Consider the following 26,157-nt stretch of genomic DNA (forward strand, 5'->3'; position numbering starts at 1 on the left):
CTTTATTGAGAGAGACCTTCAGGATTCCCCAAAGATCTCTCTGCTGCTTATTTCAATTTTACAGAAAGCTCGCCATCTGCAGGGATCGTTACGTCTTCACCGTATAGCTTCATGGCAAGTTCTGGGCCTTGCTGCGTGAGGACGACGTTTTCCTGGTTCACTTCTACCTTAATATAGTGGTCGCGGTAGATGATGTTGAAACTGTACTGGTTCCATGCTTTCGGGATGAACGGTGCGAATGACAAGGTGCCTTCCGCTGTGCGCATGCCTGCGAAGCCTTGGACGATGCCCAGCCATGCACCAGTCATGCTTGTGATGTGCAGGCCGTCTTCTGTATCGTTATTGTAGTTATCAAGGTCAAGGCGCGCCGTGCGGTTGTACATTTCGTACGCCTTTTCTTCCATGCCAAGCTCTGCTGCAAGTACTGCGTGGATACTTGGTGACAATGATGACTCATGGACCGTCATTGGCTCATAGAATTCAAAGTTGCGGCGCTTCTCTTCTTCCGTGAACTCATGGTTGAAGAAGTATAGGCCCTGTAGTACGTCCGCCTGCTTGATGAAGCAGCTGCGCAGGATTTTATCCCATGACCAGTTCTGGTTGATCGGGCGATCTTCTGCTGAAAGCTCATCCACCGTCATCAAATCTTTATCAAGGAATGTATCGTGCTGGACGAATACACCTTTTTCTTCATCGTAAGGGAAATACATTTTCTCGATGATATCCTGCCATTTCGCAAGCTCGGCGTCAGAGAACTCAAGGCCTGCGAGGCGGTTCTCATGGCCACTCTGCTTAAGAAGCTCGATGACTTCAAGCGTGTATCGCAATGTCCAGACAGCGATACGGTTTGTATACCAGTTGTTGTTGACATTGTTTTCGTATTCATTCGGCCCTGTTACGCCATGCATCATGTAGACGTTCTTAGACTTGTTGAAGTGGACGCGGTCTGCCCAGAAACGGGAGATGCCCGCAAGCACGTCAATTCCGTATTCATGGAGATAATCTTTATCTCCTGTGTAATTTACATAGTTATAGATCGCGTAGGCAATCGCACCATTTCGGTGGATTTCCTCAAACGTGATTTCCCACTCATTGTGGCACTCGACGCCTGTAAAAGTAACCATTGGGTAAAGCGCACCCTTCAGACCCTGCTGTTTCGCATTATGGTAGGCACCATCAAGCTGGTTGTGACGGTAAATCAGCAGGTTGCGAGAAACCTCGGACTCTGCCGTAGAAAGGTATAGCGGGATGGCGTAAGCCTCTGTATCCCAGTAAGTTGCACCACCGTATTTTTCACCTGTAAAACCTTTAGGTCCGATGTTCAGACGTGAGTCTTCACCATAGTATGTCGAAAATAGCTGGAACAAGTTAAAACGGATGCCCTGCTGTGCTTCATCATCGCCTGCAATCTCAACATCAGCGATATTCCAACGGCTCAGCCAGCCATTCCTGTGTTCTTCCAATAGCTTATCAAAACCTTTTACAATGGAACGCGCAAGCACTTCGCGACCTTTAGAAACAAGCTCGCTAGCTTCGTAATCACGGTCTGTTGTAACAGCGACATACTTGTAAAGGGTTACAGTTCGCCCCTGCTCAGCTTTCACTTCAATGACATTTTCAACGTACTCTTCTTTTTCGTTGATTTCCACTTTTGCCACACTGCCTTCGACAACCGTTTGCATAGTTGTCGCCACCTGGAAAGTTGGAGTTCCGAATGGATTGTCTTTTGTCTTCATCACAAGGCTGCCGTTATGTTCTGAAGCATCCCTGCTCACTTCATACCAGAAGTCCTCATCATAGTTGGAATCTTCGTTGCGCACGTCCCCATCAAGGTAAGGAACGAAGGTAACGTTTCCATTATAGTTCTTGGCAGTAACTGAATACTTGATCGCAGCCAGTTCTTTGTCAGCAACCGATAGGAAGCGAATGACTTCCACTTCTGTTTCCTTGCCGTTCTGGACGACTGTAAAACGACGTGTCAAGACACCATGCTGCATATCAAGCTCTCGATAGTAATCGCTTACTTCAGCGTTGTGAAGATCCAATTCCTCTCCATCAACCAATACCTTGATGCCGATAAAATTCGTTGAGTTAATCACCTTGCCAAAATAGTGCGGATAGCCATTTTTCCACCAGCCTACACGTGTTTTGTCCGGAAACCAGACTCCTGCAATATATGAACCTCGATGAAAGTCTCCAGTATATGTTTCTTCTAAGTTTCCGCGCATGCCCATATGGCCATTTCCCAGGCTCATGATGCTTTCCGCAAGCCGGAAATCCTCTTTATGCAAGTCCGTTTCGACGATCTTCCAGCTATCAATTCCAAATAATCTTTTCATAGCTTTTATCTCCTTTTAGAAGTTGTACAAACGTTTGCACTATTATATCATGAATTTCTGCAAAAAAGATAAAACCAATGGTGATATTTTTGTGTCATGCTGAACTTATTATTATTTTACTATTATATTCTGGCAAAAATAATTTTCACCTATTTAGTTAGTACATATGTTATAAATTTTCAGAAAACTAATATAATCTAAAAGTACTAATTAAGGGAGGAGGAAAAATATGAGCATAAGATTTTTCAAGGTAGCTGCGGTTTATTTTGTTATTGCTATTATTTTAGGGATTATTATGGGCATCGTGCATGATTTCACCTTAACGTCGGTTCATGCACATTTAAACCTTCTGGGCTGGGTTTCAATGGCTCTATTCGGGACGATTTATTATCTTTTTCCAAGAGCCGGGAACAGCAAGCTTGCCAGCACTCATTTCTGGCTGCATAACATCGGGGTCCCAGTCATGCAAGGCGGGATTACTTTATCCATGCTGGTAGGAGGTGTCATCTTCACCGTCTTTGCCATCCTTGGATCACTGGTCGTTGTTATCGGGGGCGTTCTCTTCTTGGTCAATGTGTTTAAGCATGTTAACGCATAACATCTGTAAAAAGACAAAAAGCTGCAGCCATCAAATTGGCCGCAGCTTTTTCGCTTATTTCTTTCCTTTTTTCTCACTTAATTGAACTTCATAGCTGAAGTCTACCGGGTTCTTATCATCTGCAGGTGCTGCATAGCTTGTGATCATGAAATTTTTGCCGTCTTTGAACAGCTGTCTTAGCTGCAGGGCATCTTCCTCAGTTACATTGAACGGATCTACCGTAACAACCTTGTAGACAGGCTTTTTGCCAGCAGCTTGTTTTTCATTAATGAAGGTTACTGTGTACTCTACGTACTTGCCTAAAATCTCGTTCATTGACGTGAATGCCTCAGTAGATGAACCGTCCTGGCTGAAGCCGATTTCCGGGATTGAAACATTATCAATGAACCACCCAGTGTCGTTATAGCCCCAGTCAGTCAGATAACGGAAAGATACAAGCACTTTTTGTCCTGCATATTCGCTTAAATCGAAGCTTTCACTTGCCCATTCTTTTACGTTTCCAGTGAAACCTGGCACGTTTTCCTTGATCTTAGGATAGCCCTCTTCCACTACATCAGATGTAGTATTCTCATTCTCAAGGCTTGTCCATGTCTCTCCACCGTCCGTTGACACCTGGACAACCCCAAAATCCCAATGCTCTTCGATATCAAGATAATGGTCAAAGTTCAATGTAGCGTCAGCGACATTGGAGAGATCTGCTTCAAAAATCAATGTATTGTCTGCCTCATCTCCCTGGTTGCCCCAAAGAACTTGGTTTGCAGCATCTGTCGGATCGGCCACTGATTTCCACAATGTTGGCAAGAAGTCGATGCCAGCGAATGAAATGCCGTCAATTTTATCCTGGAATTTGAGCTCCTTGAAATCCCCGCCCCATGCTGGAACGCCATCTTTTTCAAATTGCAGGGCACCTTCAAAATCAACTGTATAGCCACGCTTCGTACCATCGTTGTCTACAGTTAGGTCACGGAGGTTGATGCTGTCAAAGTTATATAAGCCTTCGCCAGGCTGGTTGCTGTCAAGCGCCAATGCTGTAATGAAGTTTTGGTATACCTGTGTGAAGTCTTCTGTATAGCCATGCTTCGCAAGCGTTTTGTTCACGCCGTCAATGCCGATTACATCGCTCGTAGCAAGGTCACGGATGAATTCTTTGCCGTATTTGTCATTCATATAAAGTGTGAAAAGATATACCTGTCCGTAATCGGCAATTGTTTCTGGTCCAGTTTCAGCTGTACGGTGGTCATCCCAGTTCACAAGTGAATTTTCCGGGTGGTCAAGGTAGAAATTGATAGAACGGTCATCATGTCCGTATCCGCCAAGGTACTCAGAGAACGTGGACATACCTTCGTTGATCCATGTTTCTTCCGCCGAGTCATTATCCGCATGGATCAAGTGCTGAAGCTCATGGATTGTTGTACCAAAGAACGTGCTCTCCAGGCGTGTTTCCCAGCTGTTTGTATCGATTGTGATGATATTGCGGTCCATGTAATTCTCCAGTGTCTGCCAGTAAAAGCCGGCAACGAAGAACGGATAGTCAGGATTCGTATAGTTATCATCCTGGATGTTATCGACCAGCATGACGACTTTATCGCTGCCTTCATAGTAGCCATCAGGCAAGCCTACCATCCCTGGCAGTGGAGACTGCGATCCATCATGATGATCCGGTGTACCAAAAAATTCAGTCGCCTTTGGGTAAATATTGCTGTCAAACTCATCACGAAGCTTGTCCACTTGTTCCTGTGTGACTACATGGGCAGGTCTTGGATCGCCCTCAGGGAAACCAAGGTTATTCGCTACCCAAATCTCGACATTTTCACCGACACTGCGAAGCGTGAAATCTTTGAACTTCAAGTTCCTGTTCAAAAATTTCTTCGTTCCCCCATCGTAACTAAAAGTACTATTTGCAGAGCCGCTTTCACTTCCTGCATTTTCATCAAACTGAATTCCTTGCGCTTGTTCCTTAATAGATTGCTCCGCTTTTTTCAAGAAGTCTTCATCCTTGGAAAGCTGGTCCAAACGGCTGTCAATATCAACCCTGTCCCCATATCTTTCAATATCCCATTTAGCTGTTGTCGCGGCATCAGCTTCCGGTACAGATACAGCTGGTGCAACTAGTGAAAGAGCCAAAGCTCCTGTTGTTAAGATTGATAGTATTTTCGATTTCATCCTCTTTCTCCTTTCGTGCTACGAAATAACTATAAAAATCTTAACATGCTAAATTTTCAGAAATAAGAGAATTTATAACTATATTTAGAACTACATTTTCACTTTAAACTCCAGAAAGGGACTTACTTACCAGGCAATATGGCATGCATCAGAAAAAAAATCGTCCGCCAAATGTTCTGGCGGACGATTTTTCATTTTTATTATGCAAGCTCTTTCTGCTTCGTTTCCGTACCCCAGAAGAATACTGCGGCGGCACCAATGAGAATAGCTATGCAGAAAATCGTGAAGATGGCTGTAATCGATAAATTTTGCGCGGACAGATAAGGGACCATCAGCGGGCCGACGATTCCGCCGATGCGGCCAAAGGATGCGGCCATTCCTGCACCGGATCCGCGAATTGTTGTTGGATATTGTTCCGGTGTATAAGCGTATAACGCTCCCCAGGCACCCAGGTTGAAGAATGACAGCAGGACACCCGCAATAATAAGCAATGCAAGCGAGTCTGCCGTCCCGAAGAAATAGGCGCTCAGTGCTGTTCCTATTAAGTAGACAACCAGCACGAACTTCCTGCCGGCTCTTTCAATCAGCCATGCCGCTGTAAAATAACCCGGCAGCTGGGCAAGTGTCATGATCAGTACATACTGGAAGCTCTTGATCAAAGTGAAGCCCTTCATGACCATCACGCTTGGCAGCCAGAGGAACATTCCGTAATAGGAAAATACGACACTGAACCATAAAATCCAGAGCATGGCCGTTTTCTTGAAGTGTTCCCTTGACCAGACTTCAGCGATGCTCTCTTTCATTGTGAGCCTTTCTTTTTTCGCGACTGCCAGGTACCTTGGTGAATCAGGAAGATTTACACGAAGGTACAGGGCATACAATGCTGGCAGCGCACTAAGAATCAGTGCCATTTGCCAGCCGAATTTCGGGATGACAAAGTAGGAGATCAACGCCGCGACAAGCCAGCCTGCAGCCCAGAAGCTTTCGAGCAGGACAACGACACGTCCCCGTTTCTCAGCAGGCACACTCTCTGCAACAAGAGTAGACGCTACAGGCAGCTCTCCGCCAAGCCCCATTCCTATAAAAAATCTTAGCAATAAAAAGAATGACAAAGTGGTTGCCATCGCGGAAATCCCGCTTCCGACCGAGAAAAGTAATAACGTAATAATAAAGACATTCTTTCGGCCGATCCGGTCAGCCAGCAAACCAAAGACAAATGCCCCGACAGCCATTCCGATTGAGTTCACACTGCCGATCCAGCCCATTTCTTTGCCCGTCAAATTCCAGTCTACCTGCAATGCAGCGATGATAAAGGACAAGATCCCCACATCCATCGCATCGAACATCCAGCCAAGACCTGCAATTCCGAGCAGCTTCTTTTCCGAAATTTCCTCAGTTTTTTTCATATAACCCTCCTACACCATTGCAGCGATACAAATAGTTTCCCTAAAATTGTTAGTTTTAACATAACGATTCCGATGCTACTTAATATTACCATGTGTCTTTACAGTAGTCATGATAAAAGTAAGCCGTAAATAATTTCAGAGAATAAGCGGACATTATAAATACAATCTTGAAAAGGTGGATGTATTTTGAGAAAAAACCGGCTCGTTAAACAGAACTCCATACCCTTTCTGCTGCTTGCAGTCATTCATGTTCTGCTTTTTTTCATATTCGCCAAACGAAGCCGCCAAAAGAATATTTGGATCCTCTTGCTTTCAAATATAGGAATGGCCTATCTATTTGAGTATCCTGTCCTTAATTTGTTTAAAGGATATTCTTATAAACCTTACATCCTCAAAAAACGGGCCCATGACCAGATTCTTGGCGCAATCTTTTCCCAGGCATTATATGTTCCCATTACCGCTACCCTCTTGACTCTGAATGACAAGAATCGGTACTGGAAGCTTGGCAGCACACTGTTTTATTATGCAATTGAAAAGTATTTCCTGCGTTTAAAGATCTATAAAGCGTATTGGTGGAAGCCTTACTATACTGTATTTTTCATGAATATTTACTTTTATATCAGCGACTGGTTTTACAAAGCGCTGAACGCGAAAAAGGAATGGGCGCTGGTCATTGCCCAATACTTGTCGACTGAAGTAATCGGGGTTACATTGCTTTATATATCTGCGGTCAAAAGGCAGGTCAGGTTTGGCCGCGGGCTCTATCATTCATGGCGCGAGCACTTTATCCTTGCGCCGCTCTATAGCTTGATCCGTTCCATCTTCCTTGTTAAGTATTCATCAAAACCTGGATTGATGCCAAGACTCACCATGTTCCTGGGCTCGTTCCTCGCCGATATGATTCTCGAACGGACCGGCCTGTTGAAACTGCGCTTAGACAAGCTCTGGAACCTTGCTTTCCATGTAATCATGGTCGTTATTTCAAGGTTTTTATATTTAAGCATACGCCAAAAAAAGTAGAAACCCCCTCTGCATAGCAAAGGGGGTAAATTCTGGTTTAAGTTAGTTTTTCAAGGATGACTGTCACCTTGAACAGGTCACCGTCGACTTCTATATCAAGCGAGCCATTGTGGAGATCGATGATTGATTTGGCGATTGCCAGACCAAGCCCGGATCCTTCTGTATGACGGGATTGGTCGCCGCGTTTGAATCGTTCAAACAGCTCGTTCAAATCTTCGCCCAACTCGTATTTCGTGATGTTTTTAAAAGTAAGCACAACGCGGTTCTGCTCCTCTTTTACCGAAATGTATACCCTCGTATTCTCAAGTGCATATTTCAAGATATTTCCGATGAGATTATCGAAAACCCTCCATAGCTTTTGCCCGTCAACATAGGCATAAACAGGCTGCTCGGGCTGTGACACGCGCATCTGCAAGGACGACTGGCTCAGTGCCTCATTATGCTCGGCCAAAGCCTGCTGCAGCAGCTGGTTGAGATCGACCTTTTCCTTGTGCAGCTCGATATTGCCGCTCGCCATTTTTGTCGCCTCGAACAGGTCATCGATCAGCACCTTCAGCCGCTTGGATTTCCGGTCGAGGATTTCGATGTAGGAATCTCGGTCCTCCTGAGCGAGGTCAGGCGTTTTCAGAAGCTCTGTATACGTGATGATTGATGTCAGCGGAGTCCTGAGATCATGGCTGACATTCGTGATCAGCTCCGTTTTCAGCCGCTCGCTTTTAGCCTGTTCCTTGTGGGAGACATTTACCGTGTTCCTAAGGTCATTGATATTAGCCGCGTGTTTCGCGATCGCAGATTTCCCTTTCACCGGTATGTCCGCACCAAGATTGCCCGCCGCGAGCTCTTCTGTATGCTTCAAAACTTTATTAAGGTAGCCCGCTTTCCTCATGATGAAGATGAAAATTGGAAGGCTTATCACCCCAAAAGCGAAAGCAATGACAATTATATCTCCTCCGCCCGCTGCAAGGACGGCAACAAAAAGCATGCCCATTCCAAATGCAATCCCGAGGATTATTAGCAGCTGCAGCCCAATGCTCTTGACTATGAACGCATCAAGTACTGCGTAATAACCTTTTACCAATAGGCTGTTCCTGGCATCTTCCTTCAGCTGCTGCCAGTCATTCCGATATTCCAAAAGGAATTTCAGCTGGACCCATCCGAATGCCAGTAGGGAAGCGGCAGCTATTAAACTGATGATCAGCTCGATAAGTGATGAGAAAATATCTGAATGGTAATAGACAAATTGTTCACTGATCAGCGTCATCGATAACAATAAGAAAACTCCGGTCAATAAAAGCATTACTGCCCTTACATCCAGCGGAATCCTGCCATAAAGAGGCTTCATGTGTTCAAATGAGCCGAACACTGTTGCCGGTTTTCTTTTTGCCAGAAAATAGCTGATGATCAGCGCTCCGATACTGGAAATCAGATACCCGATAAAAAGCATCTGCCGTTTCTGATAGTCTTTATAATTGCTGACGGCAAAGTGTTTGTCAGGTGCCTGTTTCGATAATCCGATTTGTCCCGTAAAATCACGGTTTTGCTTACGCAAAATTTCCTCGGCCACCTCATTATATGGCATGAAATTCTCGATATGTCCTGTGTAGGCAATGATGTTTTGCAGCGCCGTGTAATCCTGGACAAAATACATTTCTTTATTATTCATAATGTTAGAAACGGATTCATTTTTACCAAGATTAAGATTCGTGAAGACCGCGTCAGTATTCCTGTCTTTTATATAGTATTTGTAGGCTTGCTCAAGGTTTAGGAATTCATGGCGGTATTCCTCCAGTTTGAGGAAAAACTCGTCGATGTTTTTTTCCTTTTCCTTGACCACTTTAGCCCTTACATATTCATCGCTATTGAAATTCTCCGTTATATCCGCGACTTTGGCGTCTCTTTCCTTTTTCAGCGCTTCTTCGACGGCTTTATTGCCAGAATTGATCGCCTCTTGAATTTGACCCTCATATTGCATGCCAATGCTGGAGACTTGATCTCCAAGATTACCGTACCGCATCCGGTGTTCCTCGATTTCTTCTTCGGATACGGTGATTTCCTCTTTCATTTCTTCTTTTGTCATCGTATTCAATTCATAGACATGCAGCAGAGTGACAAAATGATTCATTTGGTTGGCATATTCCTCAGATTCTAAGTAATCGCCCTGCATGAACTGACTTCCATTTCCCAGCGCTGAAAATAAACCGCTAAGCCCGTATGCAATAAGAAGCACCCAGGTGACAAACAAATACTTACTTTTCGATTTTATATCCAATCCCCCACACCACCTTCAAAAATCTTGGATTCTTCGGATCGATCTCTATTTTCTCGCGGATTTTGCGGATATGGACCGCCACAGTGTTTTCGGCATTGTAGCTTGGTTCCTTCCATACACGCTCATATATATCATTGATTGAGAACACTCTCCCGGCGTTCGTCATCAGCAGCTCAAGAATCTTGTACTCGATAGGAGTCAATTTGACTGGTTCCCCATGTGCTGTGACTTCCTTTGAGGATTGGTCGAGTGTCAGGCCGTTCAGGTCGATGACTTTCGCTTTCCCCTCATATGTACCAAGCGTGACATATCTCCTCAGCTGGGATTTTACCCGTGCAATCAGTTCGAGCGGATTGAACGGCTTCGTCACATAGTCATCCGCACCGACCTGAAGCCCGAGGATTTTATCTGTATCCTCCGCTTTAGCGCTCAAGATGATAATCGGGATATTCTTGCTTTCACGAATCCGGAACGTTGTCGTAATCCCGTCCTGACGAGGCATCATCACATCGAGCAAAATTAGGTGAACAGGCTGCTCATTCAGCTTCTCAATCGCTTCGATACCATCCGCTGCTTTAATCACCTTGATTCCTTCATTCTTCAAATAAATCTCGATCGCATCACGGATCTCTTTCTCATCATCAACGACCAGCACATTGTATTGTTCCATTAATAAACCCCCTTCCCTTACAGGCAAGCTTCGATATTGTTTATTCTAGACAGTGAACCTTAATATTCACCGAGTATAAATCTTAAGATTTTCTTAATAATGGTAAAAGTGGTGTGTGAATCTATTATATATTTTTATGAAGGATGAGAGAAAAGGTAATTTTGAGGCGTTTCACTCATAACATTGGAGATTTCCCGCAGAGAAAACCGGCTCAAGCTCCTAAAGTTGGGCCGGTTGGAGGTGAAAAACAATTTTTCATTGAAAAGCCAAGAAGTTTTGTGGCTTTTTTCATTATGGAATTTTTTATTGGCGGTTTTCACAACTTTATTGGCGATTTTCAAATTTTATTGGCGAAAAAATTAATTTATTGGCGATTTCACCCTACTTATTGGCGAAAATCAAAATTTATTGGCGAACTGGAAATTCCCGGCGTTTTTTTCCAGTTCAAGCTCCGGTTACTTGGGTAGTGTTTTCTTCCAGTTCAAGCTTCTGCTTCTTGCACAGCACTTTTTTCGAGTCCGCCCGATTAATTGGACAACACTTTTTTTCCTAATCCAACCCAATCACTTGCGCAACGTTGCAATCATCCGCTTAGGATTCAACAGCAAATCCAGGGCGTCATTAATGTTTTCAATTACGATATCGCTTTTCAGCAGTGTTGCCGTTGCGCAGCCTTCTCTTCCAGTTATAGCAATCGCAATGTCTGCAGTTTCAAACATAGCTTCATCATTGGCCCCGTTACCCACACAAATCACTCCATCAAGGTTACTAACAAACTCCCCTTTTTCAGAAGTGTGGTCATTGGATTGAAGGACGTGCACATTAACCGGCAGCCCGATGCATTGCCCAGCAACGGATCCATTCGTATCTGCTGTTATGACATGAACCTCCACGTCTCTGCTTAACAGCATGATTCTTTCGGCCACGCCAGGAATCAACTCGCCGCCAAAAGCAATGGTTCCGTTAAAATCCAAAACAAGGTGATGAATAGTAAATTGGCCTCTGCCAGGGAAGGTCAATGCAAGCATGAATAGCCCCCCTCATTTCTGATAGAATATTGTTATTATACACCTGCATGGAGGTTGTTAGATGAAAAAGAGCAATGTCATACTTTATATCGCTTTGAGCCTTGATGGCTTTATTGCCAGGCCGGATGGGGCTGTTGACTGGCTGGATGGCGTCGAAGGTGAAGGAGACAATGGATACGGTGAATTTTACAGCCAGGTTGGAACTGTGATTATGGGGCGAAAAACGTATGAGGAAGTTCTGAAACTGACCGACGAGTTCCCTTATGCTGGTAAAACTTGTTACGTTTTATCCCGACAGACACAGAAAAGTAACTCCCATGTCACGTTTACAGACGAGGAGCTGGAATCCCTTGTTTCCCGCTTGAAAAAAGATTCCGACGGGTCCATCTGGCTTGTCGGCGGGGGCCAGCTTGTGAAGCAATTCCTTGAAAAAAGGCTAATCGACGAACTCGAGCTGTATATTATACCTAAATTGATTGGCGAAGGAATCCCACTTTTCCCTGAAGGTACACCTCCTGCAGATTTCGAATTGACCGAAACCGGCCAACTCGGTCAAATTGCGAAACTGAAATATAAATTGAAAACGAATGGCGCTGGATGATGTCCAGCGCCATTTTTTTACAGGTCGATTCTAACAGGTTCAAGCTCCTCTCCCGACTCCAATATCGGACGAACCTCCATAAAATCAGAAGCCGGAACCATTGGAATCGTGATCCGCCTTTTCTCGGTCACCATCCCATTTTCGGTATTCTTTTCCAGCTTTACATCCGAGGTTCCGCCGATAATTTGTTCTCCTTTGCCATCAAACAGGTTGATTATCACCCTCTGGCTGCCCCCCGGATAGCTCAATGTATATTCAATCGCGGTCGAAGATGTTCCGGTAATCAGCTTTTTGAAAATGACCTTAATCGGACCAAGTTCACTTGCTTGTCCGAGGTTAACTGTTTCAAACGGTAGCTGGCTGATCGGCACGTCAAAATTCCACTTTCCTTTTTCATCCTTCCAGCTGTCACTGATTTCTCCGATTCCAATGATGTTGAATGGCAGTGTTGTGTCAGCAGGCAGTCCCGCTATTGGATAGCTTAACTGGACATGGCCTTTGTAGCCTCCCTCAACAGGCAGCAGTTTGACCAGTTCCATAGTTTCTTCGATGTTCTGGTCCCGGTCAAAAATTTCATAGAATGCATAAATCTCGTCTTCATCACCTTTTATGTCGCCCTTTACATCAAAGGTGACACCAATCATTGCTCCGTCATAATAGGCATCCGTAACCGTCACATCTATTCCGTCAAAAGCGGCCTTTTCGTTCAGCTCAGTGATAAGCTCTTGCGAGGCCAGATTTCCAGCAACCTTGTCGTGTTCATAAAGCTTTGCCAGGAAAGGAATCTCAGCCATAACGCTCGCCATTGATGGGAACAAGAATCCTGATGTGATGAAAAGGACCGCAGCTGCTGCTGAAACAGCCGCGACTTTTAAAAGCGGTCTTCGTTTAGGCTTCATCTTACTCCCTTTCTTTACACCAGCCTTAATCGCATTAGCGACATCTTCCCTGGGCACTTCAATCTGGTCGACCGATTCAAGAAATGTTTTCTTTTCCATCGTGCTCGCCTCCCAATCTATTTTTCAATTCCTTCCTGCCCCGCTGCAGATAGGTTTTGACCGTATTTTCAGGTGTATCCATCATTCTTGCAATCTCACTTATTGCCAGGTCATGATAATAAAACAGGATAATCGCCGTCCGATGCTGTTCCTTTAAGTGAGTAATAGCCTCCATCAAATCAAGATTCTCTGCCACCTTAAGGTCACTTTTTGAAGGAAGTTCTACTAGTTTCTCTACTGGCAATTCTTTTTTTCTTTTTTTCAAAACATCGTAAGCGCAATGGATTAAAACCCTTGTCAGCCAGGTTAAAAAGTATTGATCATTCTTCAGCTGTCCGATCGCCTGGAATGCTTTGCAGGAGGTTTCCTGGACGATATCTAGAGCGTCCTCCCTGTTCCCCGCATATAAAAAAGCGGTTCTATATAATCGCTCACTATGTATAATCAGCAACTCTTCAAACGCTTTACCATTTCCCTTGACTGCTTTCTTCACAAGCTTTGCTTCTTTCATGCCCTGACCTCCTTTCACTCTTTTAGAGCATAATCAGGTAAAAAAAGTTTCAACTTTTCCGAGATATTTTTCTAGTCCTAAAGTAATATAAGTAATAAATGGAAGTTTACTATAGAATTTACCGAAAGAGGTGACATATGGGCTTTTTCTTTCGCAAGCCTGACTTTTACATTCCTGAAGGCGGAATAGACAAGCTTGAAAATATTACACTTGGCGGATTCCAACAGACCATCCTCATCCAGTCCTGCTCACCCAAGAATCCTGTTCTGCTGTTTTTACACGGTGGCCCTTCCATGCCTCTGCCTGGCGTCTCTTCCAGAGGAAAAAACTATACTGTCGCTACCAACACCAAAGAGCTGGTTAAGCACTTTACCGTTGTCTTTTGGGACCAGAGAGGCACAGGCAAATCCTATCACAAAGATATTCCGCAAACATCCATGACCTTCGAACAACTTGTATCCGATGCAGCTGAACTGACAGACTTTTTAAGAGAAACATTCCATCAGGAAAAAATCTTTCTGGCCGCTCATTCGTTCGGCACCTTGATTGGCATGTACCTTTTGAACAAACAACCTGGTAAATTCCACACCTATGTAGGCATCTCACAGATTATCAGCTGGACTGAAAATGACCGGGCGGGCCTTGCCTGGTTGAAAGAAGAAGCCAAGCGGCGCGGTGATTATAAAGCGCTGAATGAGCTGGAGGCAGTTGGCGAACCTCCTTTTGTCAAAGGCTATAAGCAATGGGGGATTTTACGGAAATGGCAGATGAGATACAGTACGATGGTCTACCAGGATGACAACATCAAGCACCCCGGCCTGGCAAGGGTATCCCTTGGCATGCTCACTGCAAAAGAATATGTATTGGCCGATGTGTTTCACTCTTTTTACAGTGGATTCAAGCTGATTTATACCGACGAATTCATCCGGAATATTCCGAATATTAATGTGCAAAAAGAGGTACCATCAGTTGATATTCCTGTCACCTTCATCCATGGCAGGAAAGATGTCCATGTTCATGCCCATTTTGCTGAAGACTATCTCAATACCCTGAAAACGAACCACGAGAAGAAATTCATATGGATGGAGAAATCGGCCCATCTCTTTCACCCCGATGATACGGCACTGATCGAACAGCACCTTATCAATGAATTAAGTCATATTAAAGCAGAGGTTATCAATCTATGAAAACTATCTATAAAAGCCCGGAAGGCAAAGAGCGGATACTCGGCCAGTATGAAGAGTATCTCACCCAGTTCGATTCACTGATCAAAAGGGATTATGTGACGACAAGATTTGGGAGCACGCATGTACTGGTAATGGGGAAGGAAAACGGAAAGCCTTTATTTATTTTTCAGGGCGGTAATTGTATCAATCCTGTCACCCTTTCCTGGTTCAAAGGCTTGCTGGGGGAGTATAAGGTCTACGCACCTGACACGATCGGCCATCCGGGATACAGTGATGAGACGCGAATCTCTGCTTCTGACGAAAGCTTTGCCCAATGGATTGCCGATTTGATGGACCATTACGGGATTGAAAAATGTGCATTCATCGGCCCTTCTTACGGGGGCGGCATCATCCTCAGGCTTGCTGCATTTATGCCAGAAAGAATCCATTGTGCTGTCCTAGTCGCACCTGCTGGAATCGGCCTTGGCTCAAAGCTTAAAATGATCAAGGAAATCCTTGTCCCGATGGTTGTTTATAAAATAAACGGATCTGCCCAAAGCCTGCGCAAAATTGCTGATGTGATGTCCTCCAATAGCATGAAACAGCTGGATGAAAGCATTATCGGCAATATTTTCAAACACACAACACTTGAACAAGATATGCCGAAGCTGACGACTGCGGAGGAACTGAGAGATTACAGTGCCCCGACCCTTGTCATAACTGGAACAGAGGATGTGTTTTTCCCAGGAAACAAAATTTCCCAAAAATTACAAGGGATTTTAGGAGCCGAAATAGAATTGAAAAAGTACCAGATGGGACATTTCCCAGCTCCCACGCATCTTGAACAAATCGATACAGATATAAAGGAATTTTTGAATAAACATTACTAGGAGGCAATCATGCACTCAAACCCAGTTCAAAAAATCGGCCAAATTGGAATACCAGTAAAAAACATTGAAAGGGCCACTGCTTTTTACCAGGAAAAATTAGGGCTGTCGTTATTGTTCAATACGGATACGATGGCGTTCTTCGACTGTGAAGGCGTCCGCCTTCTGTTAACCCTTCCGGAAAACAAGCAATTTGCCCATCCCAGTTCAGTCATCTATTTACAGGTTGCAGATATCAAGGCTAAATATGAAGAGCTTTCAGCTAGTGTACAGTTCATTGGGGAGCCGCATGTTGTTGCTAAGATCGGCGGCACGGAAACATGGATGGTGTTTTTTAAGGACACAGAGGAAAACACTCATGCATTTATGAGCGAGGTTTCTGCATAAACAACAAAAAGGATACTGCCGCTCACGCAGTATCCTTTTTACTGGATTGCCTTCAATTCATTTTTTTTCAGGAACAGTTCAATTTGATGAGCCGCCATCATCCCTGCCGTACTGTTCAAATGCATTCCGTCTGTGAGCAGCAAGTATCCATTCCGGGCCGATATGCGATCCAGGCTGTAGCCGTAAACGAATCGCTCGATAACCGCCTTTTCGTACAGCTTCGTGCTGTTTTTCAGCGATCGCCCTCGCGTATGACCTTTACCTTTTAAATAAGCCTTCAATTTTTCGTTAAAAGGAAGGTAAGATACATTGGATACTTCCGCAATTTTTTTGATGACCTCATTGTACTGGTCAATTTCCTTATTCGCTTTCGAGAAAAGATTCTCACCCACTACCGGAAGTGATAATAACCCTATTTTTGCATGTGTTTCTGCTTTCAGCCTTGCCACAATGAGAGCAAGATTCTTTTCGTACACCAATAATGAGGGCTTTTCTAATTGCTCTGCAAGCTTAATATTCATTTTGGCAAACTCAGGGGCAATTTTAGCAGAGGCATCGTTCAATCCGACGAGAATTACTATATAATCCGGCTGGCAGGCAATCACATTGTCCAAACGCTGCAGAACATCATAAGCCGTACTTCCATTGACTCCTGCATTGATGAACTGATAATCCACGCAGCTGCGCCTCCTGGCTGCGTCATCGACAAAATTGTAGCTGATGTTTCCATGTACAGCATCTCCGCCAATGACAGCCACCAGCTTCTTGCCTTCCTGGCGATACCCTTTTTCCAGAAAAGCTTGCGGATTGTTGGACGGCAGCTGGTTAATCCGGCTCTTCCGCTGAAAATACAGCATTGAACTTAGAGCAGCTAACAATAAAAGGACTACTATCCCACCATAAATAAGATCCATATATAACCCCTCTCTTAGAAAGTTTATTAATTAAAAATTCTGAATTTATATAATAAGATTATTCGACAAACCATGTGAAAATCCCTGTCACGGGAATATTTCGATGAACAAAAATCTTTTCTTGCCGATATTTCCATTATAGCCTTTTATGTTATGCAGCAGACAAAATAAATGGTACAAAAATTTACACAAATCAAAAAAATTACTTTGCAACTAGATTTATATTTAGGATAAAATTAATGGTAGAGTTTGGGAAAGGGGATTTTCTGCCTATGCTAAAAGCTAGGTTATATGACTTTTCATTGTTTTTCACTGCTATCGCCGTGGCTTTTGGATTAGGTAGTTTTGCTCTAGATAAAAACACATTTTTTATAGCATTGTTTATCTATTGGTTCTTTTCTATGCTTTATAACCATTTACGAATCACGGCCAAAAGCGGAGCAACGAAATTCGACTATGGCATTAATTACAGTTTGTCATTTGGGATATTTGCCGGTCCGCTAGGCTTATTCATATTTGAAGCTATCTATCGTTTTACGGTTTACATTTCAAAAAAGACCTCCAAAACAGCTGATGAAACTGAATTTTGGGATATGTTCTACAATATAGGTGCCCATGTATTGATCTACTCCATCGGATATTATTTATTTCAGATTGGATATCCGCTTTTCGAAGGTATTCCATTCGGATTCTGGATCCTGATGTGCACCCTGGCTCTGCTTACAATATTGATATCCATTACATTTCTATTAACTGCTTTTCATATCCTGGGAGAAATCAGGAACCTGAAGGAGGCAAGCCAATTTGTCCGCCAAAGCATCAATTGGCTGGACCTTGGCAAAACGGCTTTCACGAATGGATTGCTGTTGCTATTGCTAGAACAGCAGCAATGGGGAATGGTGGTCGCTTTATTCATTCTTAACTATCTTGTCAGTCGTTCTTTCCATTCGAAGTCACAAATGATCAAGAATAAGATTGAACGGGACAAGTTCGAGCAAATGGCCTATACAGATTTCCTGACAGGGGTTCCGAACCGTGCTTTCATGGATAAAAAAATGTCCGAATTAAACCAGTCAGGTGAGACAGTCGGCATTGTCGTTGCCGATATCGATAAATTCAAGCTGATTAATGACTCCTATAACCATGCTGTCGGAGACCGGGTCATCCAGCATTTTGCCAACACCCTTAAAACCTATTTATCCGAGAACGATTATGTCTTTCGCAGCGGCGGAGAAGAATTCACCTTGATTCTCAGGGAGAGAGCCTTCAGAGAGACAATCGAGCTTGTGGAAAAAATCCGTCTTGGAGTCGAAACAAGCTCAGTCGAGGTCGATTATCAATCAAGCAGACACGATGTTACCATCACCTCTTCCTTCGGGCTATATTACTTCAAAGTAAATCAATATACCTCCATGGAAAAGGGCTATATCTACGCCGACCAGCTGTTACTGCAATCGAAAGAACTCGGCAAAAATAAAGTCACCTTCAAGGACGAGCTTGCCCAGCGTGCTCCAATCAGTGCTATGTAAAAAGACAGAGAAACGGATTCTCTGTCTTTTTTTGTGTGGACTGGCAGTTTTGAGTTCTGCTATTTTTACAGCTTTTCGCCTTTTGGCACCAAACCTGTCTAAAGTTCCCTCATCTTGTGACAGCTTTTCGCCTTTTGGCACCAAACCTGTCTGAAGTTCCTTCATCTTGTGACAGCTTTTCACCTTTTGATGCTGAACCTGTCTGAAGTTCCCTAATCTCGTGACAGCTTTTCGCCTTTTGGCACCAAACCTGTCTGAAGTTCTTTCATCTTGTGACAGCTTTTCACCTTTTGGCACCGAACCTGTCTGAAGTTCCCTTATCTCGTGACAGCTTTTCGCCTTTTGGCACCAAACCTGTCTGAAGTTCCCTCATCTTGTGACAGCTTTTCGCCTGTTGATGCTGAACCTGTCTGAAGTTCTCTCATCTTGTGACAGCTTTTCGCCTTTTGGCACCAAACCTGTCTGAAGTTTCCTCATCTTGTGACAGCTTTTCTCCTTTGCACGCCAAACCTGTCACAATAACGAGCTTTTCTTGACTGCTTTTCCGCTTCGCCCCCCGAACCTGTCACAATTACTTTTTTTCTTAACAACTTAACTTGCTTGCGCCTTAAACCTGTCTATATCAACCCGCTAGTCCAGCCTGCAACCCCTTGTTATTTTTAAAAATGCATAAATAAATCCGCGGATGCTGCTTCGTTCAGCAGCCATTTGATTGGCACTTGTTCTGCCGGATGGATGAATTCAAAATGATCGTTCACGTCCATATCTACCACATACAGCTGGGCCCCCATTTCTACGGCGATCCCGAGCAGGTCATGAACAGAAGATACTCCAAAGTCATTCAACGCATTTGATAAGTATTCAAGGTCTTCGGACGGGACGGAAACATACCGTTTATCCAGGATATTGACTCCCCTGCGGGAAAATGCGAGGATGACATCTGCACCTGATGACGCAGCTCCTACGGCCACATTCAAAGGTGGATAAGCCGACTCCAATTCATCATGCAAAGCCATTACCACTACTTTTTTCTTTTCCATCAGCTCTTCTCCCTCCATTAGTAACTTAGCACTGCATCCGCCTTGTAGGCAGTCTCTAAAAAGGTTGCAACACCTGACAGTTCGGCACCCTCAACCAGTTCCAATCCATCGGCGATCAGCACGTTCATCTGGCACCCGAAAAATTTAATTCCTTGATCCATTGCCTGCTGCATTAATTTTTGCAAATCCATATTGTGAGTTCTCTCCATGACCTTCGCATACCGTTTATCTAGGACTCGGGCTCCATCTAAATCAAAGAAAATCGATACCTCGTTCTTTTCCTCAGCGTTTTTGAGCGCTTTTTTCAGAACATAAGGGACATTGGAACTCAATGAAACGAAGTAAACAAATTTCTTATTTGCCATGTGGCTTCCCTTCCTTCAGCTCGTTTATTTCTACAACTAATTATGCTGTCCAAATGATGGATGAATCTTACCCTTATTATATACCCATATAGGTATATTTAAAAACAAAATAAAACAGCAGCCTGGTTCTTCACACCAAGCTGCTGCCTGTCTCTTTAACTAATTATTTCACCCATTTATGAAGCAGGGGTCCTGTTTCACCGTAAACTGGATCTGTCTCTGGCACTGGCACGTTTTTGATTTGGGATAGTGCCTGTGCCCTGGTTCCAGGGTCTTCTTTTTTCAAATCAGGACTCCGGCCGTTTGGATAGGCGCCTACGACGGCAAAATCCTGGCTGCTGTCGACCTTCTTGTGGCCGGTACCCGCCGGAAGGACGATTACATCCCCTGCTTTAAGCTCAAGTCTCTCTCCGCTGTCACCGCCGATTTGTACGGTGGCACTGCCGGACTTTACGCCAAGCACTTCGTGGGTATTGGTATGATAGTGATGATAATCGTAAATATCACCCGTCCAGGTGCCTGTCCAATTATGCTGCTCGAATTGTTCCTCCATGCTCAAGTTATCGTCAAAAACACCCTGATAGACAATGACCGGCAATGTCGGGTTATTTGGAATATCACCTGTGTCCTGTGCAAAAAATGAATGTACTTGTGTTCCCATTGTGGAATCTGCTCCTTTCTTTTAACGTATTTGAATGATACTTTTAAAAGTGAAGTGCCCACCACAATTTTCTTTAATGTGGCATGAGCCAAAATGGCCTATGCTTATCTCTACCTAAAATTCTCTTGTGTTAAACGTATCGCCTTCTTTAAGGTTGCCAGCTTTATAGCCTTTATAGAACCAGCTTTTTCTCTGCTCTGACGTTCCATGTGTGAAGCTTTCCGGCACGACATAGCCCTGGGATCGCTTCTGAATCGTATCATCTCCTACTGCACTGGCAGCATTCAGCGCTTCCTCCAGGTCACCTTCTTCGACTACACCCATTCCCTGTGCATGGTGAGCCCAAACGCCTGCTAAATAATCGGCCTGAAGCTCAAAACGGACTTGATATTTATTAAATTCTGTCTGGTCCAAACGACCGCGCAGTGAATTCAGCTTATCGGTGGTTCCCAGTAATGTTTGCACATGGTGTCCTACTTCATGCGCGACAACATAGGCCATCGCAAAGTCACCAGGTGCCTGGAATTTTGTTTGAAGTTCATTATAAAAACTAAGGTCTATATAAAGTTTCTGGTCACCCGGACAATAAAATGGGCCTACCTGCGATCCAGCCATTCCACAGGCTGACTGGACACTGCCGGAATACAAAACAAGTGTTGGCTCTTGATACTCCATTCCCTGTTCCGCAAATACCTCGGACCATACTTCCTCTGTATCGGCAAGAACGACTGAGACGAATTGGGCCAGCTCCTCCTCCTCAGCTGTCTGCTCATAAGGGGCAGGAGACTGGTTACCGCCATTCGTCATATTGTTGACGACATCCCCCATATCGCCTCCGCCAAGGAATGTCATGATCACTAACAGGATAATCCCGCCAAGGCCGCCGCCCATGAGCATGCCTCCGCCGCCCATTCCTCTTCTATCTTCCACATTGCTGCTCGCTCTTCTGCCTTTCCATTGCATGATGTTGGCTCCTTCCCGCTATATACTAAACATTGATATACAATCTATAATGAATGTCCTTAGTGTTATACCCGCTATGAAGCGATTTATTTGCCTTTCTGTGATTATTTTTTTGGTATGTTACTAGTATTCCGGGCAGAGCAAAGCTTTCATTAATTGTTCCTCCACAAACAAAAAAGCAAGAAGAGCCCCCTCATTAAAGGTACTCTTCTTGCTTTTTTCATTGCCTAGGAAATATTGTCACTGATGGCGGCAGAGATATCGTACTGCTCGAGGTATATTTCGAGGTCTTCTCCTGCAGCCAGTTTGGCTAGCTGGACACCCAGATAGGGTCCGACTGTCAGGCCTGATGCTCCTAGCCCATTAGCAAGGAATAGATTTTCATAGCCCGGGACTGCCCCAATGATTGGCAGGAAGTTCGGCGCGACTGGACGGAACCCCACTTTTGTTTCGAGATATGTTGCATTTGCCAGGCCTGGTGCGACCGATATTCCTTTATCGATAATTTCATGCATGCCGCCGAGAGTCGGACGGCGGTCAAATCCCTGCTCGTCTTCATGCGTTGCACCAATGACAACCCTGCCTCCATCGAACGATAGAATATACTGGTTATTAGGAGGCATGACGACAGGCCAGCTGCCGGTCTCAGTATCCTCCAGCATTAGATGGATGATTTGTGCTTTTTGAGGAGAGATATTCAGCTTCTTCCCAAGTGGTTCCAGCAGCTCAGGTGCCCATGCCCCTGCAGTCAGGATGATACTGTCGGCTTCATATTTTGTGTCCCCTGCTCTAACACCAGTCACTTTTCCGCGAGTGTACTCTAATTCAGCATCTCCATTTACCATCAAAGCTCCATGTTTTTTGGCAGCATTCAGAAGAGCATCCCGCAACAGGCGTCCATTTACGCGGGCCCCGCCGGTTACATGCACAGCTGAATACTCTTCTGATAAGGGCGGGAAAAGCTCATTTGTTTCTTGCTGATCCAACTGCCTGATCTCTCCGATTTCTGGCGCATCTTCTCGCCTTACTGTCGCTCTTTCTTCCATTTTTACAAGTTTTTCATGATCGTAATGAAGGCTAATTGCGCCTACACGCTGATAGCCTGTCTCCTTCTCGCCGTCCTCTTCAAGCTGATCAATCAGTGACGGGTAAAAGGCCGCCCCATTCTTTGCGAGGAAATACCAGGCCTTATTTCTGCGCTGGGTCAGCCAGGGACAAATGATTCCAGCCGCGGCATCCGTCGCCTGTCCCGGCTCTCCCCTGTCAATAATCGTTACATTCTTGCCTTCCTTTGCTAAGTGATAAGCTGCCGATGCTCCTAGTATCCCAGCCCCGATAACAATATATGTTTTCATCCCTACACCTTTTCCGTAATAGATTCTTGATATCATTTTACAGAAATAATGCGACAGACTCAAAAACATCATTTTCTTAAATTTACACCTTAGCTCCTTTACAAAATTTTGAATTATATATCCTAAAATACCGAATGCTAATCTTCTAGAGACGTCAACGGACCCTTTTTAAAAATAGTTTCTACTATCGAAAAGTAATTTTCGCTATACCTCGGGGGTTTCTGATATAATTTTTATTATTGTGTACTTACGGCAATGATACTGTTGAAATAATGGAGTGAATATAAAGATGAACACCAAAAAGGCTCTGCCTATTTTATTTTTAGTCATGTTTCTCGTTATGGTCGGCTTTGGAATTATCATTCCGGTCATCCCTTTTTACGCTGAAGAAATCGGGGCAACCCCCACTCAACTAGGATTGTTGATGGCGGTCTATTCCCTGATGCAGTTCATATTCGCGCCAATGTGGGGCCGAATCTCCGATAGGATTGGCAGAAAGCCTGTCATCATGATTGGCATACTTGGGCTGTCCCTTTCATTTTTCTTGATGGCCCTTTCCACTGAGCTTTGGATGCTGTTCGCGGCCAGAATCATTGGTGGATTTTTATCTTCGGCTAATATGCCGACTGTCATGGCCTATGTCGCAGATATCACATCTGAGGAAGACCGCGGAAAAGGCATGGGAATCATCGGTGCTTCAGTAGGACTGGGGTTTATTTTCGGTCCGGCAATCGGCGGTGTCTTTTCGCAAACTAGCCTGAGCACACCTTTTTACCTTGCAGGAGCAACTTCGCTCGTTACGTTCCTGTTCGTTACTTTCGTCCTGAAAGAATCACTAACACCTGAACAGCGCAGTATTCAGGAAAAGGAAAAAACCTCATTGCTAAAGGCTTTGGGCGGACCGCTTTCTATGTTATTTCTGCTCCAGCTGTTCGTTTCACTTTCTCTATCCGGACTCGAGGCAACCTTTGCTTATTTTGCTGCTGAAAAAGCAGGGCTGGGTTCCGTCGAATTAGGATATATTTTCATGATCATGGGTCTTGCAGGTGCCATCGTACAGGGAGGACTAGTCGGCAGATTGACTAAGAAGCTTGGCGAGGGTATTGTCATCCAGCTGGGCATCGTCATTTCTGCGGCAGGCTTCGGGTTGATCCTCCTGACAGAAGGATTTGGGACTGCAGCATTGTTCCTGACCATTTTTGGAATAGGAAATGGGTTGATTCGCCCAAGTGTATCCTCATTACTAACCAAAAAATCAACGACCGGTCATGGCGGCACGACTGGCTTGCTTTCATCCTTTGATTCCCTCGGCAGGATCATTGGACCTCCATTAGGAGGATGGCTGTTCTCGATTGCCATTGGAATGCCTTATATTTCTGGCATTGTTTTATCAATGATTGCCTTGGTTTTGTACCAATTCTATCAAGCGCGAACAAAAACTTCCCATTCGTTAGACCAATAATGACAAAAAGGAGGATGGCTTATTTACCATCCTCCTTTTATTTATAGTTACTTAATTGATTAAGGGGAGTTTTATTTCAACCAAGGTCCCAATGTTTAGTTTACTATGATAGGAAATAGTACCATTGTGCTGTTTAATGATTTTATGGCAAATCATCAACCCAAGACCCGTCCCTTTCTCCTTCAATGTGTAAAATGGCTCTCCTAAGCGCGGAAGCAATTCTTCTGGAATCCCAAAACCTTCATCTTGAACAGAAATAATGCACTCACCATCTATCCCCTTTTGCAGTTTTATATCAATATGTCCGCCCTTCGGCATGGCCTCCATTGCATTCTTAAAAATATTCAGGAACACTTGCTTGATCTGGTTTTTCTCGCATGTTATGAAGAAATCTGCACCCAGATAACTACGGCTGAATTGTATATTTTTCATATTAGCCTGCGGAGATAAGAATTCGACTATATGATCGATCAAGTCACACAAGTTGGCCCGGTTAAGCTGGATAGCTTGCGGTTTTCCTAAAGAAAGCATTTCACTTGTTATTATTTCGATTCTTTCTAGTTCACTTAGAAGTAAGTTATTTATTTCATTCGATCCATTGTCTTTTCCATACAGCTGGACAAACCCCTTTATTGTCGTAAGGGGATTCCGTATTTCATGGGCTACCCCTGCTGCCAGTTCTCCCACGATCGATAGCTTTTCGGATTGCAAAAGAATCTCTTCCGATTTTTTGCGTTCAGAAATATCCCTGCTTATGATCACAATGTGCTCAATTGATTTCCCATCATTCATAACAGGCATGCAGCGGGACTCAAAATCAATCCACTTGCCATTTTGATGCTCGAAGCGGAACTCTACTGGCAGTGATTTCTTATTCTTCATGATCTTTGTGATTGTTTCCCTGAATTTCCCTACGTCATCTGGATGAATGACCTTACATATTTCTATTTTTTCCAGCTCCGCAACCTTGTAACCCAGCACCACCTCGTGTGAGGGAGAAAAGTAACTAATAGCATGCTCTTTATCCATTACCATGATGAGATCTGAGGTATTTTCGGCAATGAGGCGGTATTTTGATTCACTTTCCTCCAGCGTTTGCTCCATCCTCTTTCGTTCTTTAATAATTCTGTATAACTTTTCATAGGACTCGATCAATAATCCTCCAATAAGTACTCCTATTGAAACAAACATTAAGTATTGAAGGTGGAACAGTGGATTGTCTTTAATTATGTTTAAAACGATCGGTACAGTAATAATATACGTGACTATGTAAGAACACAGAAAGATCATGTATCTTCTGACTGGTCTAAAATGTATAGTGAACTTGTGAATTACGATAAAAACGGCCATAACTACTAACCAGCCAACTATTGCAGGAAACCAGTTATCAGATACTATTAACCTGGCCGTCAATGCAAAAGTGCTGGCAATCATGCCTGCACCTGGTCCGAGGTAAGCAAAGACCAAAATGATTACGGCATAGCGGATATCATATGAGTAACCTTGATCCTGGAAAGATAAGCTAACAAGCAAGGAGGAAACAATCCCTGCATATAGACTTACCCAGAATCGAAGCTGCTTGAGTGGCTTAAGATTCAGATAAGAGCGAATTACCAAAGGAGTACTGACCATTAAAGAAAGCATTGAAAGATTAATTATGTAATCTATTATAATCAACTGGCTCCCACCTAAATTAATTCCAAATTTACTAATATCATAAACCAGAGATTACACCTTTTCCATAAAATTTATAGAAGATACCCTTTGATATTTTTAAAATTTTTAAAATAATTTAACTTTAACTTAAATTATTTCGAGTATCGTA

24 protein-coding genes are annotated in these 26,157 nt (G+C 43.9%); 9 read left to right on the forward strand and 15 right to left on the reverse strand.

Annotated elements, in window-relative coordinates; all coding sequences use genetic code 11:
• Nucleotides 1-47: 47 nt before the first annotated feature.
• Nucleotides 48-2,339: a glycoside hydrolase family 65 protein gene (locus FOF60_RS23850; protein ID WP_192471989.1), complete on the reverse strand. Its 2,292-nt coding sequence runs from the start codon at nt 2,337-2,339 to the stop codon at nt 48-50.
• Between the two features lie 229 nt (nt 2,340-2,568).
• Between FOF60_RS23850 and FOF60_RS23855 the strand changes: the two genes are divergently transcribed.
• Nucleotides 2,569-2,937, forward strand: coding sequence for a heme-copper oxidase family protein (locus tag FOF60_RS23855; RefSeq protein WP_192471990.1), 369 nt, complete (start codon nt 2,569-2,571; stop codon nt 2,935-2,937).
• Nucleotides 2,938-2,991: 54 nt separating this feature from the next.
• Here the strand turns inward: FOF60_RS23855 and FOF60_RS23860 are convergent, their stop codons facing one another.
• Both FOF60_RS23860 and FOF60_RS23865 read right to left on the reverse strand, forming a co-directional pair.
• Nucleotides 2,992-5,100, reverse strand: coding sequence for a choice-of-anchor J domain-containing protein (locus FOF60_RS23860; RefSeq protein ID WP_192471991.1), 2,109 nt, complete (start codon nt 5,098-5,100; stop codon nt 2,992-2,994).
• Between the two features lie 200 nt (nt 5,101-5,300).
• Nucleotides 5,301-6,506 carry an MFS transporter gene (locus FOF60_RS23865; protein WP_192471992.1) on the reverse strand — a complete coding sequence of 402 codons (1,206 nt, stop codon included), beginning with the start codon at nt 6,504-6,506 and terminating at the stop codon, nt 5,301-5,303.
• A 186-nt stretch (nt 6,507-6,692) separates the two neighbouring features.
• On the opposite strand from FOF60_RS23865, the gene FOF60_RS23870 reads away from it, so the two are divergent.
• Entirely contained in the window at nt 6,693-7,526 is an 834-nt protein-coding gene (locus FOF60_RS23870; protein WP_192471993.1) for a hypothetical protein, read from the forward strand.
• Between the two features lie 37 nt (nt 7,527-7,563).
• Here FOF60_RS23870 and FOF60_RS23875 read toward each other — a convergent pair whose 3' ends face one another.
• Both FOF60_RS23875 and FOF60_RS23880 read right to left on the reverse strand, forming a co-directional pair.
• Nucleotides 7,564-9,795: a histidine kinase dimerization/phospho-acceptor domain-containing protein gene (locus tag FOF60_RS23875; RefSeq protein WP_192471994.1), complete on the reverse strand. Its 2,232-nt coding sequence runs from the start codon at nt 9,793-9,795 to the stop codon at nt 7,564-7,566.
• Entirely contained in the window at nt 9,773-10,465 is a 693-nt protein-coding gene (locus tag FOF60_RS23880; protein WP_192471995.1) for a response regulator transcription factor, read from the reverse strand. The genes FOF60_RS23875 and FOF60_RS23880 overlap by 23 nt, the downstream gene beginning before the upstream one ends.
• Nucleotides 10,466-10,608: 143 nt before the next feature.
• On the opposite strand from FOF60_RS23880, the gene FOF60_RS23885 reads away from it, so the two are divergent.
• Entirely contained in the window at nt 10,609-10,932 is a 324-nt protein-coding gene (locus FOF60_RS23885; protein ID WP_264647619.1) for a hypothetical protein, read from the forward strand.
• A 96-nt stretch (nt 10,933-11,028) separates the two neighbouring features.
• Here the strand turns inward: FOF60_RS23885 and FOF60_RS23890 are convergent, their stop codons facing one another.
• Complete coding sequence (locus FOF60_RS23890; RefSeq protein WP_192471997.1) at nt 11,029-11,493, reverse strand: HAD family hydrolase; 465 nt, start codon at nt 11,491-11,493, stop codon at nt 11,029-11,031.
• Between the two features lie 61 nt (nt 11,494-11,554).
• Between FOF60_RS23890 and FOF60_RS23895 the strand changes: the two genes are divergently transcribed.
• A complete protein-coding gene (locus tag FOF60_RS23895; protein WP_192471998.1) occupies nt 11,555-12,094 on the forward strand; it encodes a dihydrofolate reductase family protein in 540 nt (179 codons plus the stop codon).
• A 17-nt stretch (nt 12,095-12,111) separates the two neighbouring features.
• Here the strand turns inward: FOF60_RS23895 and FOF60_RS23900 are convergent, their stop codons facing one another.
• Together FOF60_RS23900 and FOF60_RS23905 are read right to left on the reverse strand one after the other, a co-directional pair.
• The gene (locus FOF60_RS23900; RefSeq protein ID WP_192471999.1) at nt 12,112-13,092 is read right to left on the reverse strand and encodes a DUF4179 domain-containing protein; all 981 of its coding nucleotides are present in this window, start codon (nt 13,090-13,092) and stop codon (nt 12,112-12,114) included.
• On the reverse strand, nt 13,070-13,603 hold the full coding sequence (locus FOF60_RS23905; protein ID WP_192472000.1) for a sigma-70 family RNA polymerase sigma factor: 534 nt from the start codon (nt 13,601-13,603) through the stop codon (nt 13,070-13,072). The genes FOF60_RS23900 and FOF60_RS23905 overlap by 23 nt, the downstream gene beginning before the upstream one ends.
• 137 nt (nt 13,604-13,740) lie before the next feature.
• Here FOF60_RS23905 and FOF60_RS23910 point away from each other — a divergent pair, with 137 nt between their 5' ends.
• Genes FOF60_RS23910 through FOF60_RS23920 form a run of 3 tightly spaced genes read left to right on the forward strand, consistent with a single transcriptional unit; the run spans nt 13,741 to nt 16,043 of the window.
• Nucleotides 13,741-14,790: an alpha/beta fold hydrolase gene (locus tag FOF60_RS23910; protein WP_192472001.1), complete on the forward strand. Its 1,050-nt coding sequence runs from the start codon at nt 13,741-13,743 to the stop codon at nt 14,788-14,790.
• On the forward strand, nt 14,787-15,659 hold the full coding sequence (locus FOF60_RS23915; protein WP_192472002.1) for an alpha/beta fold hydrolase: 873 nt from the start codon (nt 14,787-14,789) through the stop codon (nt 15,657-15,659). The genes FOF60_RS23910 and FOF60_RS23915 overlap by 4 nt, the downstream gene beginning before the upstream one ends.
• 9 nt (nt 15,660-15,668) lie before the next feature.
• Nucleotides 15,669-16,043: a VOC family protein gene (locus FOF60_RS23920; protein ID WP_192472003.1), complete on the forward strand. Its 375-nt coding sequence runs from the start codon at nt 15,669-15,671 to the stop codon at nt 16,041-16,043.
• Between the two features lie 38 nt (nt 16,044-16,081).
• On the opposite strand, the gene FOF60_RS23925 is transcribed toward FOF60_RS23920, so the two are convergent.
• The gene (locus tag FOF60_RS23925; RefSeq protein ID WP_192472004.1) at nt 16,082-16,957 is read right to left on the reverse strand and encodes an SGNH/GDSL hydrolase family protein; all 876 of its coding nucleotides are present in this window, start codon (nt 16,955-16,957) and stop codon (nt 16,082-16,084) included.
• Nucleotides 16,958-17,229: 272 nt separating this feature from the next.
• Here FOF60_RS23925 and FOF60_RS23930 point away from each other — a divergent pair, with 272 nt between their 5' ends.
• Nucleotides 17,230-18,486 (forward strand): GGDEF domain-containing protein, encoded by a 1,257-nt coding sequence (locus FOF60_RS23930; protein WP_192472005.1) that lies wholly within the window; start codon nt 17,230-17,232, stop codon nt 18,484-18,486.
• Nucleotides 18,487-19,145: 659 nt separating this feature from the next.
• Here the strand turns inward: FOF60_RS23930 and FOF60_RS23935 are convergent.
• From FOF60_RS23935 to FOF60_RS23955, 5 genes are all read right to left on the reverse strand, one after another.
• Complete coding sequence (locus FOF60_RS23935) at nt 19,146-19,526, reverse strand: peroxiredoxin family protein (protein ID WP_192472006.1); 381 nt, start codon at nt 19,524-19,526, stop codon at nt 19,146-19,148.
• Between the two features lie 17 nt (nt 19,527-19,543).
• Nucleotides 19,544-19,891, reverse strand: a complete 348-nt coding sequence (locus tag FOF60_RS23940) for a DsrE/DsrF/DrsH-like family protein (RefSeq protein ID WP_192472007.1) — start codon at nt 19,889-19,891, stop codon at nt 19,544-19,546.
• 163 nt (nt 19,892-20,054) lie between these two features.
• Nucleotides 20,055-20,552: a cupin domain-containing protein gene (locus FOF60_RS23945; protein WP_192472008.1), complete on the reverse strand. Its 498-nt coding sequence runs from the start codon at nt 20,550-20,552 to the stop codon at nt 20,055-20,057.
• Nucleotides 20,553-20,666: 114 nt separating this feature from the next.
• Complete coding sequence (locus tag FOF60_RS23950; RefSeq protein WP_192472009.1) at nt 20,667-21,515, reverse strand: KPN_02809 family neutral zinc metallopeptidase; 849 nt, start codon at nt 21,513-21,515, stop codon at nt 20,667-20,669.
• A 227-nt stretch (nt 21,516-21,742) separates the two neighbouring features.
• The gene (locus FOF60_RS23955) at nt 21,743-22,870 is read right to left on the reverse strand and encodes an NAD(P)/FAD-dependent oxidoreductase (protein ID WP_192472010.1); all 1,128 of its coding nucleotides are present in this window, start codon (nt 22,868-22,870) and stop codon (nt 21,743-21,745) included.
• Nucleotides 22,871-23,159: 289 nt separating this feature from the next.
• Between FOF60_RS23955 and FOF60_RS23960 the strand changes: the two genes are divergently transcribed.
• The gene (locus FOF60_RS23960) at nt 23,160-24,332 is read left to right on the forward strand and encodes an MFS transporter (protein WP_192472011.1); all 1,173 of its coding nucleotides are present in this window, start codon (nt 23,160-23,162) and stop codon (nt 24,330-24,332) included.
• Between the two features lie 51 nt (nt 24,333-24,383).
• Here FOF60_RS23960 and FOF60_RS23965 read toward each other — a convergent pair whose 3' ends face one another.
• Nucleotides 24,384-26,009 (reverse strand): ATP-binding protein, encoded by a 1,626-nt coding sequence (locus tag FOF60_RS23965; RefSeq protein WP_192472012.1) that lies wholly within the window; start codon nt 26,007-26,009, stop codon nt 24,384-24,386.
• Nucleotides 26,010-26,157: the final 148 nt, after the last annotated feature.

This window comes from Mesobacillus jeotgali, from assembly GCF_014856545.2.
In the GTDB taxonomy this organism is placed as follows: Bacteria; Bacillota; Bacilli; order Bacillales; family Cytobacillaceae; genus Mesobacillus.